Annotated in this window: 15 protein-coding genes; 8 read left to right on the forward strand and 7 right to left on the reverse strand. The window is 72.4% G+C overall.

From position 1 onward, the window contains the following. Positions 1 to 44: 44 nt before the first annotated feature. On the forward strand, positions 45 to 1040 hold the full coding sequence (locus HH310_RS33555) for a DMT family transporter (protein WP_169179743.1): 996 nt from the start codon (positions 45 to 47) through the stop codon (positions 1038 to 1040). Between the two features lie 1081 nt (positions 1041 to 2121). On the opposite strand, the gene HH310_RS33560 is transcribed toward HH310_RS33555, so the two are convergent. Further along, entirely contained in the window at positions 2122 to 2322 is a 201-nt protein-coding gene (locus tag HH310_RS33560; protein ID WP_169179744.1) for a hypothetical protein, read from the reverse strand. Between the two features lie 378 nt (positions 2323 to 2700). After that, positions 2701 to 3453 carry a TetR family transcriptional regulator gene (locus HH310_RS33565; protein WP_169179745.1) on the reverse strand — a complete coding sequence of 251 codons (753 nt, stop codon included), beginning with the start codon at positions 3451 to 3453 and terminating at the stop codon, positions 2701 to 2703. Positions 3454 to 3558: 105 nt separating this feature from the next. Here HH310_RS33565 and HH310_RS33570 point away from each other — a divergent pair, with 105 nt between their 5' ends. The 4 genes from HH310_RS33570 to HH310_RS33585 all read left to right on the forward strand — a co-directional run bounded on the left by HH310_RS33570 (position 3559) and on the right by HH310_RS33585 (position 9118). Further along, positions 3559 to 5028, forward strand: coding sequence for a GMC family oxidoreductase (locus HH310_RS33570; RefSeq protein ID WP_169179746.1), 1470 nt, complete (start codon positions 3559 to 3561; stop codon positions 5026 to 5028). A 121-nt stretch (positions 5029 to 5149) separates the two neighbouring features. Continuing rightward, positions 5150 to 5476, forward strand: coding sequence for a hypothetical protein (locus tag HH310_RS33575; RefSeq protein WP_169179747.1), 327 nt, complete (start codon positions 5150 to 5152; stop codon positions 5474 to 5476). Positions 5477 to 5495: 19 nt separating this feature from the next. Then, positions 5496 to 7931 carry an NACHT domain-containing protein gene (locus HH310_RS33580; RefSeq protein WP_169179748.1) on the forward strand — a complete coding sequence of 812 codons (2436 nt, stop codon included), beginning with the start codon at positions 5496 to 5498 and terminating at the stop codon, positions 7929 to 7931. A 50-nt stretch (positions 7932 to 7981) separates the two neighbouring features. Beyond that, positions 7982 to 9118 carry a helix-turn-helix domain-containing protein gene (locus tag HH310_RS33585; RefSeq protein WP_169179749.1) on the forward strand — a complete coding sequence of 379 codons (1137 nt, stop codon included), beginning with the start codon at positions 7982 to 7984 and terminating at the stop codon, positions 9116 to 9118. Positions 9119 to 9126: 8 nt separating this feature from the next. On the opposite strand, the gene HH310_RS33590 is transcribed toward HH310_RS33585, so the two are convergent. The 3 genes from HH310_RS33590 to HH310_RS33600 are packed head-to-tail and all read right to left on the reverse strand — an operon-like array spanning position 9127 to position 12208. Then, positions 9127 to 9960, reverse strand: coding sequence for an alpha/beta fold hydrolase (locus tag HH310_RS33590; RefSeq protein ID WP_169179750.1), 834 nt, complete (start codon positions 9958 to 9960; stop codon positions 9127 to 9129). Beyond that, complete coding sequence (locus tag HH310_RS33595) at positions 9957 to 10784, reverse strand: SDR family oxidoreductase (protein ID WP_248294682.1); 828 nt, start codon at positions 10782 to 10784, stop codon at positions 9957 to 9959. Before HH310_RS33595 ends, HH310_RS33590 begins: the two co-directional genes overlap by 4 nt. Then, positions 10781 to 12208: an NAD(P)/FAD-dependent oxidoreductase gene (locus tag HH310_RS33600; protein ID WP_169179751.1), complete on the reverse strand. Its 1428-nt coding sequence runs from the start codon at positions 12206 to 12208 to the stop codon at positions 10781 to 10783. Before HH310_RS33600 ends, HH310_RS33595 begins: the two co-directional genes overlap by 4 nt. Before the next feature lie 70 nt (positions 12209 to 12278). Here HH310_RS33600 and HH310_RS33605 point away from each other — a divergent pair, with 70 nt between their 5' ends. The 3 genes from HH310_RS33605 (at position 12279) to HH310_RS33615 (ending at position 13762) form a co-directional block, all read left to right on the forward strand. Continuing rightward, positions 12279 to 13295 (forward strand): AraC family transcriptional regulator, encoded by a 1017-nt coding sequence (locus HH310_RS33605; RefSeq protein ID WP_169179752.1) that lies wholly within the window; start codon positions 12279 to 12281, stop codon positions 13293 to 13295. A 97-nt stretch (positions 13296 to 13392) separates the two neighbouring features. Further along, positions 13393 to 13581 (forward strand): hypothetical protein, encoded by a 189-nt coding sequence (locus HH310_RS33610; protein WP_169179753.1) that lies wholly within the window; start codon positions 13393 to 13395, stop codon positions 13579 to 13581. A 4-nt stretch (positions 13582 to 13585) separates the two neighbouring features. Then, the gene (locus HH310_RS33615) at positions 13586 to 13762 is read left to right on the forward strand and encodes a hypothetical protein (RefSeq protein WP_169179754.1); all 177 of its coding nucleotides are present in this window, start codon (positions 13586 to 13588) and stop codon (positions 13760 to 13762) included. 6 nt (positions 13763 to 13768) lie between these two features. Here the strand turns inward: HH310_RS33615 and HH310_RS33620 are convergent, their stop codons facing one another. Then, a complete protein-coding gene (locus HH310_RS33620) occupies positions 13769 to 15220 on the reverse strand; it encodes an FAD-binding oxidoreductase (RefSeq protein WP_169179755.1) in 1452 nt (483 codons plus the stop codon). 75 nt (positions 15221 to 15295) lie between these two features. Continuing rightward, positions 15296 to 18451 (reverse strand): NACHT domain-containing NTPase, encoded by a 3156-nt coding sequence (locus HH310_RS33625; RefSeq protein WP_169179756.1) that lies wholly within the window; start codon positions 18449 to 18451, stop codon positions 15296 to 15298. Between the last annotated feature and the right edge of the window lie 14 nt (positions 18452 to 18465).

Below are 18465 nucleotides of genomic sequence, written 5' to 3' on the forward strand. Positions count from 1 at the left end.
AACCCCTAGCTCATGACACCCCTCTCTCCTGGCAGGAGGAGCCCATGCGAACCGACCGTTCCGCCGCCGGCTTCGGCCTCGCGCTGGCCCTGGTCTCCGCGGCGACGTTCGGCACCTCGGGCACGTTCGCTCGCGCGCTGATCGACGCCGGCTGGACGGCCGGCGCCGCGGTCGCCGCCCGCGTCGGCATCGCCGCGGTGATCCTGGCGATCCCGGCCGCGATCGCGCTGCGCGGCCGCTGGCGAGCGTTCGGCCGGTCGCTGCCGCAGGTGGGCTTGTTCGGCCTCCTGGCAGTCGGCGGCGCCCAGCTGGGCTTCTTCAACGCCGTCCGTTTCCTGCCCGTCGGCGTGGCGCTGCTGGTGGAATATTCCGGGATCGTCCTGGTCGTCCTGTGGATGTGGGCCCGCCACGGCGACCGCCCCCGCCGCCTGACGGTCGCCGGCGCCACCGCCGCCGCGATCGGCCTGATCCTCGTCCTGGACGTGGCGTCCGGCGGCGGCCTGAGCCCCGTCGGCATCATCTGGGGCCTGGTGGCCGCCGTGGGCCTGGCGACGTATTACGTCTTGTCCGCCCGTGTCGACCCCGAGCTGCCGTCCGTGGCCCTGGCGTGCGGCGGCATGGCCATCGGCGCCGTGGTCCTCCTGCTGCTGGGCGTGGTGGGCCTGCTCCCGCTGCACGCCACCTACGGCAACGTGAGCTTCGGCGGCCACGAGATGAGCTGGCTGCTCCCGATCGCCGGCCTGTCCCTGATCGCCGCCGTGATCTCCTACGTGTCCGGCATCGGCGCCGCCCGCCTGCTCGGCGCCCCGCTGTCCTCGTTCGTGGGCCTGACCGAGGTCCTGTTCGCGGTCCTGTTCGCCTGGCTGGTCCTGGGCGAGTTCCCCACGCTGACCCAGGCCATCGGCGGCGCCTTCATCATCGCCGGCATCGCCCTGGTCCGCGTCGACCAGCTCAAAGCCGCGCCCAAGCCGCCCCGGGCCGAGGCGCCACCCGCCCACCTCCCCGAGCCGTCGTTGGCGACCCGCGGCCAAGGGGCGTAAGCACCCGCGGGGCCGAGTGCCGGCGTCCACCGCCCGCCCTTGCTTGGCGTTCGGGCAGCTGCGGCCCTCTCAGGTCCCAGAGCCGTCGTTGGTGCCGCGTGCCCGAGGGGGCGTAAGTACCGGTGGGTTGAGTGTCGGCGTCTGCCGCGCGCCTTCGCCTGGCGTTCGGGGAGCTGCGGCCCGTTCAGGTCCCGGGGCCGTTTGCTGGCGTGGCGTGGCCAAGGGCGTGAGCGCCGGTGGGTTGAGTGTCGGCGTCTGCCGCGCGCCTTCGCCTGGCGTTCGGGGAGCTGCGGCCCGCTTAGGTCCCCGGGGCGTCGTTGGTGTCGCGTGGCCAAGGGGCGTATGCACCGGTGGGGTTGAGTGCTGGGCGTCCACCGCCCGTCCCCGCGAGTTGTTCTGGGAGCTGCCACCCCGCTCTGGTCCTGCGGTTGTTGTTCGTGTCGCGTGGCCGCTGCGCGTAGGTATCGGTGTGGCTGAGTGCTGGCGTCCACCACTCGTGCGCGCCGGCGTTCTCGGAGGCGCGCTGCTCGGAGCTGTCGGTGGTGACGCGCGGCCGGGCGCCGGGGGACATGTCACGTTAGCGGTTTTGGGCGGATCGGCTTTGCCTCGCGCGCCGGTGGGGTGTGTCGGCTTCGCCGGTGGCGTCGATGGTCGTTCATTGGCCGGCCAGGATCGCGACGGGGGCCGGGATCGCGGCGCGGGCCAGGATCGCGGCGCGGGCCAGGATGCTGAGCAACATCTGCTGAGCCAAAGTGGGGTTAAGGCGACAAAGCGGTGCTTGACGTCGTGGTGAAGCGGCGCTCGCTTCCTGCGAGGTCCATGATGTGGGATCTGCGTCCGCTGTGCGGGATCGGTGACCACATCGTGGCCGCGCTTCCGCCATGTGGGATGAGTGTCCACTGTAGAGTTTCTTTCCTCCGCTCTTGCGGCTTTTGTTCGGCCGCTTTCCGCGCTGTTTCGTGGACCTTGGATACTTATGGCTCGCATGTGGGCGTAAGTATCCAAGGTCGCGAGAAAGTCCACCTTGTGGAAGGGATCGCCGCATAGTGGGATCGGTGCCGAGGCTTGCGGCCACTGGAGGCTAGTCCAGTGCCGGGCCGTGCAATGCCGTGCCGGGGCCCTGCAATCCGGAGCGTGCCGGGCGTGCCGTGCCGTGCACTGCCGTGCGATCCCGGGCGTGCCGGGCCGTGTCGTGCCGGGCCGTGTCGTGCCGGGCCGTGTCGGGCCGGGTAGCGACGGCGCGTTGTTGTTCGATGGCGAGCGCCCGGTGGGCCGGCACCATCTCGCAAGTGCGCAGGACCCGGGAGGCCGACGCGCACGGCATCGAGATCCGCCGCGACCTGGCTCGAAAGCGGCACACGCAGATCCGGACCCGGGCCACCCCAAAAGGGCTATAGCGCCCGCCTTGCCGCATTTGCTGTGAATCGTCCAGGGCCGCCGCCGGCCCCCACCCGTGTCACTGGGTGGGGTCGAGTCAAGCAGGCGGGTACGACAACTTTTTCTGGTTGTCCACAGTGGGGGCGGTGGCGGCCAGGCCAGGGCGGCGCCGCGGTGGCGTCCTCGGCGAGAGCGGCCCGGGCTGAGGAGGCGGTCGGCGGGTGCCTTCGCCGATCGTGGCGGCGGTGGTGGGCGATTGGTGCTTTCGCGCCCTGCCGGGCTGTTAGCGCTTTTGCGCCCTGCCGGGCTCTTGGGCTCGCGCCTTGCCAGGGTCTTGGGCTCGCTGCTTGCCGGGCTCTTGGGCTCGCGCCTTGCCAGGGTCTTGGGCTTGCGCCTTGGCGGGCACATCGGCTCGCGTCCGGCCGGGCTCTTCGGCTCGCGCCCCGCCGGGCACATCGGCTTGCGCGTCGCGGGGGGTGGCCAGCAGGGTGACCAGCTCGACCACCGTGCGGCGGCGGGTCTCGGGGGCGTCGGGCTGGGCGTTCTCGTGGGCCAGCTGGGTCATCGCCGGGCCGGGGTGGGCCATGGAGCGGGACAGCTCGTGGACGGCGTGGAAAAGGCTGACCGGGTCGACGTCGGGGTTGATGTGGCCGGCGGCCTGGGCCTGGCGGATTTCGTCGATCTTCGGCTGGTACGTCTTGACGCGGCGATCGTTCGCGTCGGGCTGGTCGCCGAGCCAGTCGTCCATGCGGGCGTACTCGGGATGGGACACGAACAGGTCGAACAGGCGGCCGGCGTAACCGGGCAGGTCGTCGCCGGTCATCTCCAGCTCCGACGTGGCGTCGGACATGACCTTGTCGATGGCCGCGGCGAACAGGGCCCCCTTGCTCGGGAAGTAGGCGTAGAGCCGTTCCGTGCTGGCCCGGGCGGAGGTGGCGATGCGGTTGACGCGGGCACCCCCGGGGCCGTACGTCACCAATTCCTTCAGCGTCGCGACCAAGATCCGTTCGCGAGTCGCCTCACCTGCAGCGCGCATCACACCAGGCTACCTTGCCGAAGCGTTTATTTCGGGACTAGCTTCGAGGACGGTCGCGGGCGGGTGGGGGGCGCCCGGGCCGCGGCGAACGGGGGAGAGGACGACATGAGCTACGACTATGTGATCGTCGGTGGCGGGACGGCGGGTTCGGTGCTGGCGGCGCGGCTGTCCGAGGACACCGACGTGCGGGTGCTGCTGCTCGAGGCGGGCAGCGCCATTCCGCTCGAGGCGATGGCCAATCCGCTGCGGTGGGAGCGGCTTTTCGGCACCAGGGTGGACTGGGGTTTCTCGACCACGGCGCAGCGGCACCTCAACGGGGACGAGATCGTCTATCCGCGGGGCCGGGTGCTGGGCGGCTCCAGCGGGATCAACGGGATGTACCACATTCGCGGGGATCGGACCGACTACGACGCGTGGGCGGCCGCCGGTGCGCAGGGGTGGGACTACGCCTCGCTGCTGCCGTACTTTCGCCGCAGCGAGACCGCACCGGGACGCGACCCGGCCTACCGGGGCACCGAGGGGCCGATGCTGGTCAGCGTTCCCGAGGGCCGCAACCGGCTGTGGGAGGCCGGCTACGAGGCGCTGCTCGAGGCCGGTTACCGGCGGAACCCGGACGGCAACGCGGAGTCCGCCTTCGGCGCCACGTGGAACGAGATGAACGTGGTCGGGGGGACCCGGCAGAGCGTCTCGGACAACTACCTGAGGTCGCTGCGCCGCGACAACCTGACGGTGCTCACCGAGGCACAGGCGTACCGGGTGATCATCGAGGGGGACCGGTGCGTGGGCGTGGAGTACGCCGTTCGCGGCGGCGCGGCCGAGACGGTGCGCGCCGACCGGGAAGTGGTGCTCGCGGCCGGTGCCGTCGCGTCGCCGCAGCTGCTGCAACTGTCCGGGGTCGGGCCGGCGGCGCACCTGCGTGAGGTCGGCATCGAGGTGAAGGTCGATCTGAGCGGCGTCGGCGGCAACCTGCACGACCATCTCATGTCCCAGGTCCGCTACCAGACGCCCGAATCGATGACCGCGACGTTCAGCCGCAAACCCCGCCTGCTGGTCGGCGGCATCCAGATCATGTTCGTCGACGTGGTCATGCATCCGCGGTGGAAGGCCGGCCCGGAGAACGGGTTCTCCATCGTGGCCAGCCTGGAGGTGGCGGAAAGCCGCGGTTCGGTGCGGCTCGCCAGTGCGGATCCGACGGCGGCCCCGCTGATCGACCCGAACTATCTTTCGGACGAGCGTGACGTGACCGCGCTGCTCGACGGGCTACGGATCGCCCGGGAGGTCGGCGGGACGGCCGCCCTGAGCGAGTTCCACGGCAAGGAACTGACCAGCGGCGAGGACGACACGGAGTTTCTCCGGCGGATCGTCTACACGCAGTTTCACCCGGCCGGCACCTGCCGTATCGGCGACGACGAGAACGCCGTCCTCGACCCGGAGCTGCGGGTCTACGGTCTCACCGGGCTGCGCGTGGCCGACGCGTCGGTGATGCCCTCGTCGATCCGGGCCAATCTGAACGCGACGGTCCTGGCCATCGGCGAGCGTGCGGCCGCCCTCATCCGCGGCGAGACGAACGTGTGAGACGAACGTGTGAGACGAACGTGTGAGACGAACGTGTGAAACCTTTCGGGTAATACGGGCTCCTCGGGTCAGTTGTGTATATTCCGGACGGTCCCGCCCCCGTCGTCGAGGAGAATCTCTGATGGACCCGGTCTCGATCGGCGTCGCCGCCGCCGCACTCGCGGGCAGCAAGGCGATGGAAGAATTCGCGACCCAGGCCGGATCGACCGCGTGGCTCGCCGTCCAGCGCATGCACACCTCCGTACGCGCACGGCTGTCGCCACGAGCGGGCGAGGAGCCAGCGGACGAGGAGCGGGCCGTCCTCGCCGGCGAGATCGAGGACGCGGCCCGCGCCGACCCGAGGTTCCGCGAAGAGCTGGAAGGCCTGGTCAGGCAACGAGCGGTAGCGCGCGATCACGCCAAGCAGGTCAACATCGCCGGCGGCAACAGCGGCCCGATCACCCTCTGACCGGCGAGGATCCGCTGCCATGCCCGGTGGCTTCCGGTGGCTCAAAGCACTAGCCGGGGGAAACGCCAAGCAGGTCAACGTGACGGGCGACAACTTCGGGCCGATCTATCTGGGCCCGCAGCACGGCCGCCGCAGCGTCCATCAGCTACCGGCCGACCCGGCCGACTTCTCCGGCCGGACCGCGCTCGTCGACCAGGTGCGCAAGCTGCTCACCGACGGACCCGGGCCGCGCATGGTCAACCTGTACGGCATCCCGGGCGTCGGCAAGTCCGCCCTGGGTCTGCGGCTCGCCCACGCGGTGAGCGCCGAGCACTATCCGGATCATCAGCTCTACTTCGACCTGCGCGAATACGACGACCCGCGGGCCGGCGACCCGCAGGCAGGCGACCGGCGGGCCGGCCACCCGCGGGCCGGCGACGCGAACACCGCCCACGACCTGCTCGGTGGCGCTCTGGTAGCCCTGGGCACGGCCGCCGCCGAGGTACCCAGCGGGCTAGGGCCACGCGCCGCCGCCTACCGTTCCGCCCTGGCCGCCGACCGCACCCTCGTGATGATCGACAACGCGTCCACCGCCGCCGAGGTCGAGCCGCTGCTCCCCGGCCACTACCGGTCGGCGGTCATCATCACCAGCTGGGCGCCGGTCACCGACCTCCCGGGGGTGCGGGCCGTCGGAGTCCGGGTGGTCGGCGACGACGAGGGCGTCGAGATCCTGCGCACCGTCTCGGGCCGCGACCTGGAGATCGCCGACCGGGGTGTCGCCCGCGAGATCGTCCGGTGCGCGGGGCACCTCCCACTGGCGCTGCGCGTCGCCGGCGGCCTGCTCAAGGTGCGTCCGGCATGGACCTGGAAGGATCTCCTGGTACGCCTCACCGGGCCGGACGGTCGCGGCCGCATCGACCGCTTCGCCACCGGCAGACTCGCGGTGGAGAAGACCTTCGATCTCGCGTACGGGGATCTCGGCACCGATCTTGCCCGCGCGTACCGTCTTCTCGGATTGGCCCCGTCCCCGCGGATCAGCCGCGAACTCGCCCGCGTCCTCATCGACGCGGACCCGCTGGTGGCCGACGACCTGACCGACGACCTGACCGGTCGTGGCCTGCTGCAACCCGAGTCGGGCAGCACCCTGCGGATGCACGGCCTGCTCTGGCAGCGGGCCCGTGACCTGGTCACCGGCGACGACCCGGCGCTGCGCCGGCGGGCGAGCGACCGGATGACCGCCTGGGCGCTCGCCCGGCTCGACAAGGACTACCTCGACCACCACGCCGGCGTGGAACCGGAAAGCTTTGTGGACAGCCCGTTGGACACCGGGACTGTGCTCACCGACGTCTTCCCGGCCACGCCGCGGCTGGTGCTGGTCGCCGACGGCGGCACCGGCAAGACCACCCTGGTCAACCATCTCTGCGTCACCGCGGCCCGGCATCGCCGCAACGGCTACGACGGCCCGGTCCCGCTGATCGCGCTGATCCGGGACATCGCCGGCGACGAGGACGCCGACGTCGTCACGCTGCTGCTGCGCACGCTGCGGCACCGCTACGGCCTGGACATGACCGTGGACGCGCTGCAGGTCGCGCTGCACGGCGGCCACGCCTTCGTGGTGCTCGACGGCCTCGACGAACTCGCCGACCGGACACTGCGGCGCACGGTCGTCACGGAGATCCGGGCCTTTGCCGAGGCGTACCCGGGAGTGCCGTTGCTCGTGACCTCCCGGCCGTATCACACCCTCGACGCGGATCTGCCCGGCTGGACGGCGGTCACGATCCGGCCGTGGAGCCGCCGGACGTCCGAGCGATATCTGGCCACGCTGCTGTCCGACCACTCCCCGCGGGAGGCCCGCGACCTGCTGCGGGTCGCCTCCGAATCGGGCATTCTGCAGGGCCCGCTGGCGCTGCAGATGCTGGTCGTGCACTACCGCCGGCACCGGCGCCTGCCCGCGACGCACTCCGAGCTGCTCGAGATGTACATCGCGGACACCATCGCGACCCGGGAGGCGAGCCGCGGCACCCTCTACTTCCCGCCGCAGCACCTGCGCCGGCTGCTGGAGTCGGTGGCCTTCACCATGCAGTCGGACGACACCAACCGGGTGACGATCGCCTACGCCGACGTCGTGCGGGCGATGCGGCGGGTCAGCCCGGACACGAAAGAGCTGCTGCTGTCCGGCTTCGCGGACCGCACCGGGCTGCTGCACGAGATCGGTGACTGGAACGCGCCGGGCCGGTCGGTGTTCGCGTTCACCCACACGATCTACCGGGAGCACCTCGCCGCGGCGCATCTCGCGCGCAAACCGGCCAAGGAGGTCGCGGCCAGCATTGTCGAGCACGCCACCGACGCGTCGTGGGAGGCGGTGCTGCGCGGCACGCTGGAGATGCGGGAGCCGGACTTCACCGCGGAGGTGGCCGCCCACCTGCGCCGCCGCCATCCCGGCCTGGCCGCGCTGGTCGCCGCCTGGACCACGTAGTGGTACACGAGCGCACCAGCCGCGACGGACGCGATGGTTACCGTCCAGACATGACACCAACCATCGGTGACCGCATTCAGCGCCGGCGTCTGCTGCGTGGGTGGAGCATCCGGTACGCCGCCAGCCGTGCCGGCATCTCGCACGCGACCTGGAGCCGTATCGAACGGGGGCTCCAGGCAGCGGACAACCGGTTCGTTCTCGCGGACATCGCGGCCGCGCTGGACTGCGCACCGGGCGAGCTCGCCGGTGTCGCGGTCCCGGCCGGTGACCGCGCCGCCCGCGACGCGCACGCCGCGGTGCACGGCATCCGGCAGGCCCTGGTCGAGGTGGACCTCGGTGAGCCGCCGCGGGTGCCGGCCCGGCCGCTGGACGAGGTGCGGCGCACCGCGGCACTGGCCGACCAGCTGCGTCAGGCCTGCGACTACGCGGGGGCGGCCCGCCTGCTGCCGGGCCTGCTGCGCGACGCGCACGCCGCCGGGGATCCGCGTCTGCTGTGCGACGTGGCGTTCTTCGCGTCCTCGGTGCTGCGCAACCTCGGGCATCCCGCGGAGGCGTGGCTGGGTGCCGAACGCTGCCGCGACGCGGCGCAGGCCACCGGCGATCCGGTCTTTCTCGCTTATGCCGCGTACGCCCGAGCGACCGCCGCCAGCACCTGCGGATCGATGGACCGCGCCCGGTCGCTGGCCGAAGGCGCCGCCGCCGAGCTGGGCAGCGACGCTGGCCCGGTGATGCTCGGCTCGCTGCACCTGGTCGCCGCGAACGCGAGCCGCAGCGGGGAGCATCTGGACGAGGCGGCCGCGCTCGCCGGCCGGACCGGGGAGACCACCACGATGGGCATGTACTTCGGGCCCACCAACGTCGGCATCTGGCAGATCGGGATCGAGGCGGACACCGGCGATCCGGGCCGGGCGGTGGCGGTGGCCCGCGAGACGAACCCGGCGATCATCCCGGCCGGGTTCCGGCAGGTGTTCTACTACGCCGAGACGGCTCGCGCGCTGGCCCGGATGCGCGGCCGCGACCGGGACGCCATCCGGCTGCTGCTCACCGCGGAACGCGTCGCGCCGCAGCACGTGCACACCTCACCGATGGTGCGCGAGACCACGCGCGCGCTGCTGGAACGCTCGCGGCGACAGGCCGGCGGCACGGAACTGCGCGGCCTGTGCGCCCGGCTGGACGTCAGCGCCTGAAAAGCGCGTCAGCGCCGGACGGTGACCTCTCGTACCAGGTCGGCGAAGGCCGCCGGCCGCTCCAGCTGCGGCATGTGGCCGGTCTCCGGGAACAGATACGTGCGGGCGTGCGGCAACGCGACCCGGGCCGCCGCCAGATGCGCCGCGGGCAGGACCAGATCGTGCTCACCCCAGACCACGAGGGTCGGTTTCGGCGTCTGCCGCACCCGCGTCAGCAACTCGGCACGCCAGCGCGGCGCGACCCCGCGGAAGCTGCCCAGCGCCCGGGCGATCTCCACATAGACCGGCGCGAAGTCGGGCTGCCGCGCGATCTCCACCGCCATCCGCACCCGTTCCTCGGTCACCAGCGAACCGTCCACGAACAGGGCCCGCTCGACGCGCCGGGCCGTGCGCGGATCGATCCGGCTCAGCAACCGCCGGCCCAGCAGCGGAATCGACAGCACCCGCAGCGCGAACGTCACCTCCCGGCCGAACCCGGCGCTGCCGGCCAGAGTCAGCGCGGACACCCGCCCCGGATCGTCGACCAGCATCTGCATGGCGACGGCACCACCGAGCGAGTTGCCCATCAGATGCACCGGCCGGGTCTCGCCGAGCGCGTCCAGCGTCTGCCACACCCCGTCGGACAGCGAGCCCAGCGTCGCCGGCACCGGCAGCCGCTGGGACAGCCCGAACCCGGGCATGTCGACGCTGATCACCCGGTGGTCGGCCGCCAGCAGCGGGTGCTGCGGCAGCCAGTCCTCGAGGCTGCGGCCGATGCCGTGCAACTGCACCACCGGCGGCGCCGCCGGATCCCCGCTCTCGTGGTAACGGATTCGCGCGCCGGCCACCTCGACGTGTTTCACCGGACCACCTTCCGCATCACCGCGGCGTGTCCCACCGGCAGCGCGCGGGCGAGCAGATCGGGCACTTTGGCGCTGACCGCGATCAATACCCGTGCCTTGCGCCGGGCGGCCGCGTCGAGGATCTGCCGGGCCGCCTTCTCCGGCGGAAAGGTGAGCAGTTTCGCGACGAGCTTGCGGTGCCCTTCGACCAATTCCTTCGGTACGCCGCTGCCGACGCGCGCGTTGTCCGCGATTCTGGTCCGCACCCCGCCCGGATGCACTGTTGTCACCCCGACGCCGTGCCCACCCAGTTCCGCGTAGAGCACCTGGCTGAGCCCGCGCAACGCGAATTTGCTGGCGCTGTACGCGCTCTGGCCGGCCGGGGCGATCAACCCGAACAGGCTGGAGACGTTGACCAGGTGGCTGCCCGGGGTGGCGTACAGGGAAGGGAGAAGGGCGTGGGTGAGCAGCATCGGCGCGCGGAAGTTCACGTTCATCACCGTTTCGAACTCGTCGACGGTGACCTGGTCGAAGCGTCCGCCGAGCGCGATTCCGGCGTTGTTGACGAGCATCCCCAACGCGGGGTGGCCGGTGCGGATCTGCGACGCGAGGTCGGTGACCGACTCGCGGGATGCCAGATCGGCGACGATGGATTCCACGCTCAGTTCCGGATGGGTGGCGCGGATGCGGTCGGCGACGACTTTCAGGCGTACGTCGTCGACGTCGACCAGCACGAGCCCGCTGCCGCGCGCGGCCAGCTGGTAGCCGAGGTGTTCGCCGATCCCGCTCGCCGCGCCGGTCACCACGGCGGTCCGGCCGGCGAACCGATAGCGTTCCAGCCTCATGCGCTCACCTCGAAACGCATGTCCCGGGTGACGTCCGCGCGCGGCGTCGTCACCACGTCGCGCAAATAGTTCTGCCGCATGACCCACGGATGGCGGTCGCCCTGCCGGGGGAACAGCGGAAGGGCACGTTGCACGTATCCGGACGACAGATTGATGAGCGGTTCACCCTCGGGGCCGTGATAGGAGGGCGTGGCCGTGGCGTAACCGCGCCGGTCCATGTGCCGGAGCAGTTTGACGACGTACCGGTGCGACAGGTCGGCACGCAGTGTCCACGACGCGTTGGCGTATCCGATGCAGTACGCGAAATTGGGCACCCCGCTGAGCATCAGCCCGCGATAGGCGGCGGTGCGGCCGAGCGGAACCGGCTCGCCGTCCACGTCGAGGCGCATCCCGCCGGCCGGGCGTAACGACAATCCGGTCGCCGACACCACGATGTCGGCGTCGAGGCGCCGCCCGGATTCCAGCCGGATTCCTTCGGGTTCGAACGACGCGATCCGATCGGTCACCACGGACGCGTTCCCGGACCGGATGGCGGCGTACAGATCACCCGCGGGCAGGACGCATAATCGCTGATCCCACGGGTCGTATCGGGGACGGAAATGCTCGTCCACGTAGGCCTCGTCGTGTAACGCGCGCACGGCCATCGAACGCAGCATTTTCCGGACCCCGGCGGGCCGGCGCCGGGCGAGCTGATAGAAGCCCTGGGTCAGCAGAATGTTCTTCGCCCGCACGACCCGGCCGGCGGCGCTTTCCGGCAGGACTTTGCGCAGCGTGTCCGCGATGGCGTCGCGCCCGGGCAGCACGGTCATGTAGGTGGGGGAGCGCTGCAGCATCGTCACGTGCGCCGCGTCGCCGGCCAGCGCGGGAACGAGCGTCACCGCCGTCGCGCCGCTGCCGATGACGACGATTTTCTTGCCCTGGTACGCCAGATCGGCCGGCCAGAACTGCGGATGCACCAGCTGTCCGGCGAAATCCGCGAGCCCCGGGAAGTCGGGTTGATAGCCGCTGTCGTAGTCGAAGTACCCCGTGCAGGCGTACAGGAAATCGCAGTTGATCTCGCGGCCGTCCGCGACGGTGAGCGTCCACGTCCCGGCGGACCACGCGGCCGAGACGACCTTGGCGCCGAACCGGATGTGCTTGTCGATGCCGGCCTCGGCCGCGGTGTCCTCGATGTAGCGCCGGATTTTGTCGCCGGGGGCGATCGACTCGGCCTCGCGCCACGGCCGGAACGGGTAGCTGAGCGTGAACATGTCTGAATCGGAGCGCACCCCGGGGTAGCGGAACAGGTCCCACGTGCCGCCGATCGCGTCGCGCGCCTCCAGGATCGCGTACGTCTTGGCGGGGAACGCCTCCTGTAATCGCCAGGCCGCGCCGATCCCGGACAGCCCGGCCCCGATGATCACGACGTCGAAGTGTTCGGCCATGTCCTCAGTCTTACGGCGATCGATCCGGCAGGACTTGCCTTCGCGCGACACTCATTTACCCTTAGGCGACATGGGATCGATGCTGCGTGCCGCGGGCCTGCGCGGACTGCCCGACCTCATCGAGGAGCTGGGTGGCGACCGGGAGGCTCTCCCGGCCCGCTACGGCGTGCCGGCCGCGGCCGTCGACTCGGACAACGAGGTGATCAGCTCGAACGACGCGGCCCGCCTGCTCCAAGGTGCGGCGGCGGCGTTGAACTGCCCCGATCTCGGGCTGCGGCTGGCCGCCCGGCAGGACATCGCGATCCTCGGCCCGCTCGCCGTCGCGATCGAGAATTCGGCGACGCTCGGTGACGCGCTGGACTGCGCCGGGCGGTTCCTCTTCGTGCACAGCCCGGCCCTCACGATCGACCAGGTGCCGGACCCGTCGCACCGGCCCGGGGTGATCGGCCTGCGCTACCGCGGCACCGAGTGGGACGCGCTGCCGCCGGTGGCCGCCGATCACGGCCTGGGCCTGCTGCACCGGATCACGATCGTGCTGATCGGCGGCCGCTACGGGCTGCGGTCGGTGCACCTGCCGCACCGGCCCGCCGCACCGGTCGCGCGCTACACCGAGTTCTTCGGCGCGGACGTACGCTTCGGCCAGGCCGACGCCCTGTTACGGGTGCCGGCCACGCTCGTCGACGCCCCGATCACCGGGGGCAGCCGGATGCTGCGCGACGTCGCCCTCGACTACCTGAAGTCACACCTGCCCGCCACCGCGCCGACCCTGGAGGTCCGGGTGCGGCAGCTGCTCACCCGCTCGCTGGGCTCGACCCCGGCCGACATCACCGCGATCGCCCGCCACCTGCGCACCCACCCGCGCACGCTGCAGCGCCGGCTCGCCGCGTCCGGCACGACGTTCGACAAAATCCTCGACTCCGTACGCCGGGAGGCCGCGCACCGCCTGATCACCACCACGGACGTACCGTTCGCGCAGGTCACCGCCATGGTCGGGCTGACCGAGCAGTCGGCCCTGACACGTGCGGTCCGCCGTTGGTACGGCCAGGCGCCGCGCGAGTTGCGCAGAAATATCCACCCGGTCCCTTGACCCGCACCGGGTGGATCTTGGCTGAGCCGGATCGGCCGGTGCCGCGGCCGGGGCGCACGCGACACGATGGGCTCGGCCGACCGGACGAGGAGGAGCCATGGACGACGCGCTGCGCGCCTACGACGTGGGCCGGGCCGACGGGCTCGCCGGACTGCGCGACCACGTCATGGCCACCGACCCGGACATGGGCGCCGACTACCGTGTCGGCCTGGCCGACGGCCAGCTCGAGCTGTTCCAGAAGAACCTTCTCGCCGCCGTCCGCAGGGCCCTCGGCGACGCGGCCTGATCCGATGGACGACGAGACCCTGCTGGCGTACTTCACCGGCCGGCTCGACGGCATCCTCGGGCGCCGCGACACCGTCCGCTCCGGCGACCCGGACTACCGGATCGGCTTCCTCGACGGGCGCCTCGAGGTCTTCCGCCTCCTCGCCGCGGTCCGCCGCATCGTCGAAGAGAACGACCGGTAGGGCCACTCAGGGCAGGAGGATGCCCGGGTTCAGGATGCCGGCCGGGTCGACCGCCTGCTTCACACCCCGCAGCATCGCGGCGCCCACCGGGCCGATCTCACCGGCGTACCACGGACGGTGGTCGCGGCCGATCCCGTGATGGTGAGTGATCGTGCCACCGGCGGCCGCGACCGCGTCGCCCGCGGCCTTCTTCACCGAGCGCCACTGCGCCACCGGGTCGTCGTCACTCTTAGTGGCTAGGGTGTAGTACAGCGAGGCGCCGTTCTCGTACACGTGCGAGACGTGGCACATCACCACCGCTCGCGGGGCGGCCTCGCGGAGCGCGTCGCGGATGGCGGCGTACGCGTCGGGTACCCGATGCCAGAACGTCGCGGTCTCGAACGTGTCCGCCCAGCCGCCCGCGTCCAGCAGCGCGTCCCGCAGGTAACCGGCGCCGTAGCGGCCGCGCTGCCACGCGTCGCCGGCCGCCGCGCCCAGCGGGGTGGCGCCGGGCGGGTCCAGCGGCGGCGCGTCCAGGTCCGGCGACGAGAAGATGGCCAGCGCGCCGTCCACCCCGGACACCTGCGACTCCACCTCGTCGGACAGCCGCGCGACAGCGGGCAGCGGACCGTCCTGGGCCAGCGACCGCATCGCACGTAGCCCGTCGGCGAAACTCGGGAAACGCCAACCGGCGTACCGCAGCACCGAGGCCGGACGCACCCGGACCGTGACCTGAGTGATGACGCCGAAGACACCCTCCGAGCCGAGCAGCAGCTGGCGCAGGTCGGGGCCGGCGGCGGACTGCGGCGCCCGGCCGAGGTCGAGGCTGCCGGTGGGGGTGGCGGCCCGCAACGCGACCACCATCTGGTCGAACCGCCCGTACGCCGACGAGGCCTGGCCGCTGGATCGGGTGGCCGCGAACCCGCCCAGCGTCGCGTACTGGAACGACTGCGGGAAATGGCCGAGCGTGAAACCGTGCGACGCCAGGATCGTCTCCGCCTCCGGCGCGCGGATGCCGGCCTCGAAGGTGGCGGTCCGCGAGATCGGGTCGATGTCGACGAGCCGGTTCATCCGGGCCAGATCCAGGGCGATGACCCCGGCGAATCCGTTGCGCTCGGCGTGCAGGCCGCCGACCACCGAGGTGCCTCCCCCGTACGGGACCACAGCGACCCGGTATTCCGAGGCGATCCGCAGGATTTCGAGTATCTCGTCGTGCGTCGCCGGCCGCAGGACGCCGTCCGGCACGCCCGGGACCTGCCCGGACCGGGCCAGCAGCAGGTCCTCGGTGGACATTCCGGCCGCGTGCCCCAGTCGCGCCTCGTCGGAGACGTCCGCGCCCGGGAAGGGAAGTGCCCGCGGCGCCGGAAGCGTGACGGGCGCGGGCGGTGGCGGATTGTCGGCGGCCAGGCCCAGGACGGCCCGGATCTCCGGCGGCAACGTGATGGCGTGAGCGGGTTCTCCCCAGCGGAACGCGGTCATGCGTATACCGTTTCATCCGCCTTTGGAGCGCCCAAGGGGTGATGCCTGCGCCGTTGATCTCACGTGAGGAGCGACTCATGTGAGAACTCGCCCGAGCACCTTTTCCGGCCGCCGCAGCACCAGCGCGACGACGGGCAGCGGGCTCTCGTTGAGGATCGCCGCGTCCGCGTCGGAGAGCAGGTCGCCCTCGGTGTAGGCCAGCCACCACCGGCGCAGCCGGGGGATCCGGCGGTCCCGCAGCAACCGGCCGAACAGCGTGCTCGCGGCCCGGCGGCTGAGGACGTCGAGCCGGTTCATCGCGGCGACCCGCGCGGTGACGTCGGCGTCGCCGGCCGCGATCGCGGTGAGCACGGCCCGCGCCTCGGCGTCCGGCAGCAGGCGGCAGGCCGCAGCCCGCACCAGCGCCGGGACACCGTCGGTGGTGGCCAGTGCGGCCAGCCGCGGATCGGTCACCAGCTCGACCGCCGCGGCCCGGTGCCGTGCGGGCGCGGTGTCGTCGAAGGCCAGCCGGATCAGCGGTCCGGCGTCGTCCAGGATGCCCAGCGCGACGGTGGCCGCCCGCAGCCGCAGCGCCCGCCGGGAGCCGGGCGCGGCGAGTTGGTCGAGGACCTGCCGGCCCGCGGCCGGGTCGAGCTGGGCGAGCCCGGTCGCGGCCCGCATCCGCGGGCGCCGCCGCGTGCTCCGGCTCCCGGCGGTGCGGCGCAGCCGTTGCGGGCCGCGCGGATCGCCGAGCGCGGTCAGGGCGATCGCCGCTTCGATGGCCAGGCGCGATCCGGTGCGTCCCCGCGTCCGTCGGTGCAGCACCTCCGCCGACCGCGCGTCGCCGTTGGCGGCCAGCAGATAGCGCAGATGCAGCTTCTGGAAGGGGGAGAAGCGATGTTTGTCGAGCAGCCGCCGCAGCCGTGGCACCGACTCGGCGTGGCCCACCTCGAGCAGCCCGGCGAGGATGGTGGCCTCGACCGCGGGCGGCTGCGGATCGTCGAGCAGCCCGGTGAGAGGCCGCACCGCGCCGAGGGCGGCGAGCCGTCGCGCGGCGGCGAGCCGTATGAGGATCTCGCCCGGCTGGTGGGCCAGCGAGGTCAGCGGCGCCCGGTTCCCGAGGTCGGCGCAGCGGGCCGCTGCCCCGTACGCCATCGGCAGGTTCGGGCGCGCCCGGGCGACGTCGCGCAACGCCTCGCCGGCGGCCGGATCCCCGCGCTCGTACAGGGCGAGCGCGGCCGCGTACGTGCTCGGCGGCCACCGCGTGGTGTACGGCCATCCGGCGCCGAGGTTGCGCAGCAGCTCCGGATCTCCGGCGTCGGCCAGCGCCGACGCCAGCCGCACGCGATGAAACGCGTCGATTCCCGGGGCCTCGGCCATCGCCCGCAGCGCGGCAGGGTCACCGCCCTCGGCCAGGCGGAACGCCGCGGCCACCCGCTCGGCCTCGCTGGCCCGCGCATCCGCCACCCGCCGGGTGAGCGCCTCCCGGGCCAGCACCCCGAGAGGCCCGTCCGCGACCGGCACCGCGTCCGCCGACAACGGCAGCCGCAGATCCGGGTCCGCCCCGGCGCCGCGTTCCTCGAGGGTGTCGGCGATCCACGCCCGCACCACCTCGTCCGCCTGCGCGGCCACCGTCCGGAGCAGCTCGTGCCCGTTCGCCGGGTCGATGTCGGCGACCCGGTCCGCCACCAGCGCACGCGTCCACGACGGCAGCGTCGCGTCACCGGCCAGCTTCGACATGCGCGCCAGCACGTCCGCGTCGATGCTCAGCTCACCCAGGATGCGCAGCGCCTCCGGGGCCTGCTCGGACTCCCCGGCGACCCGGTTCAGCAGCAGCTCGACGACCCGGTCGCGGGTCCGCGGCGCCACCGCGATCCCGTCGGCGAGCAGGTCGCCCGCAGCAATGGGCTCGTCGCGCAGCAGCGCCTCGATCAGCGCGTCCGAGTCGGGCCGCCGCGCGACCGCGAACGCGGCGAGACTGCGCGTGGCGGGGCCGGCCGCCAGCGTGATCCAGGACGCCTCGTCCACGAACGACGCCGCGAAGTACTCGGCGAAGCTCTGATGCGCGAACACCACCCGGTCCCGGCGCAGCGTGCACACCCCGGTGGCGAGCAGCAGGTCACGCACCACCCGATCGCGATCCGGGCCGAGGTCGTGCGGCGCGTGCTCGGCGAGCCAGCCGGCGGCGACGGTGATCAGGCGTACGGAGGGATCGGTCAGCCAGGCCTCGCCGCAGGCCCGCAACAGGCCCGCCAGGTGCGGCCGGAACGGGTCCGGCGCGCCGCGCCCGTCCAGCAGATGATCGACGAACCGGTCGTACAACGCGGCCCGGCTGGACGGCAACGCCCGATCGCCGGACGCCTCGTAGACCAGCGCGGCGATGGTCGCCAGCAGCGGAACCCGGGCCACCGGGCCCAGCCGGGCACCCGCCACCCGGGCCAGGAAACGCCCGGCCGTGCGGTCCGCGCGGCGCCGGTCGTCCGGGAAGCGCGCGGCGAACCAGCGATGCGCGAACTCGTCCAGCTCCCGCCGGTCGAAGGGGCGCAGGTCGTAGACGCCGACCGCCGGTCCGTGCAGCTCGGCGAGCTCGGGCCCGGCCAGCGGCCGCCCGGTCAGCACGAACCGGTACGGGCCGGTGCCGGTGAGCAGCCCCTTGATCCGCCACAGCACCTCGGACCGGCTCTTCGTGCCGGCCACCTCGTCGAGCCCGTCGACCAGCACCCGCCAGCAGTGGCCGCGGGCCGGCGGCCGCTCGAAGACCGCGGCCGGCAGCTCGACCGCCAGATCACGATGGACGGCACGGGCCAGCGCGTCGCCCAGCGATCGGCCCACCAGGTCGGCGGCCGGAACGATCACCGCGATGTCGCCCTGTCTACGCCGGGCGAGATCACCGGCGAAGGTCGCCAGAAACGTGGACTTGCCCGCCCCGGCGTCACCCAGCAGCACCGCGTGGCGATGCGCGTCGAGGATCCGCGCCGCCGCGACCGTGCGCGGTTTGTCGCCGCCGAGCGTCGCCCGCGACCGCACGTACAGCTCGCTCAGCCGGGGCACGTGCTCGCCGAAGAACCGGTAACGATGGCGTCCCGCGTCGTCGATCTGCGCCGCCAGCAGTGCGGCCAGGCGCGGATCCCGGCGGCGGCGCCGGCGCTTACCGGCCCGGACGGCGATCCACAGCGCCGCGACACCCGCCACGGCGCCCACGATGGACGCGAGCTTGTCACCGGTGTCCAACAGGGATCCGAGGCCGTCCATCGACGGCGATCCTC

Origin of the sequence: Actinoplanes sp. TBRC 11911, from assembly GCF_012933445.1 — a bacterium.
Lineage (GTDB): Bacteria > Actinomycetota > Actinomycetes > Mycobacteriales > Micromonosporaceae > Actinoplanes.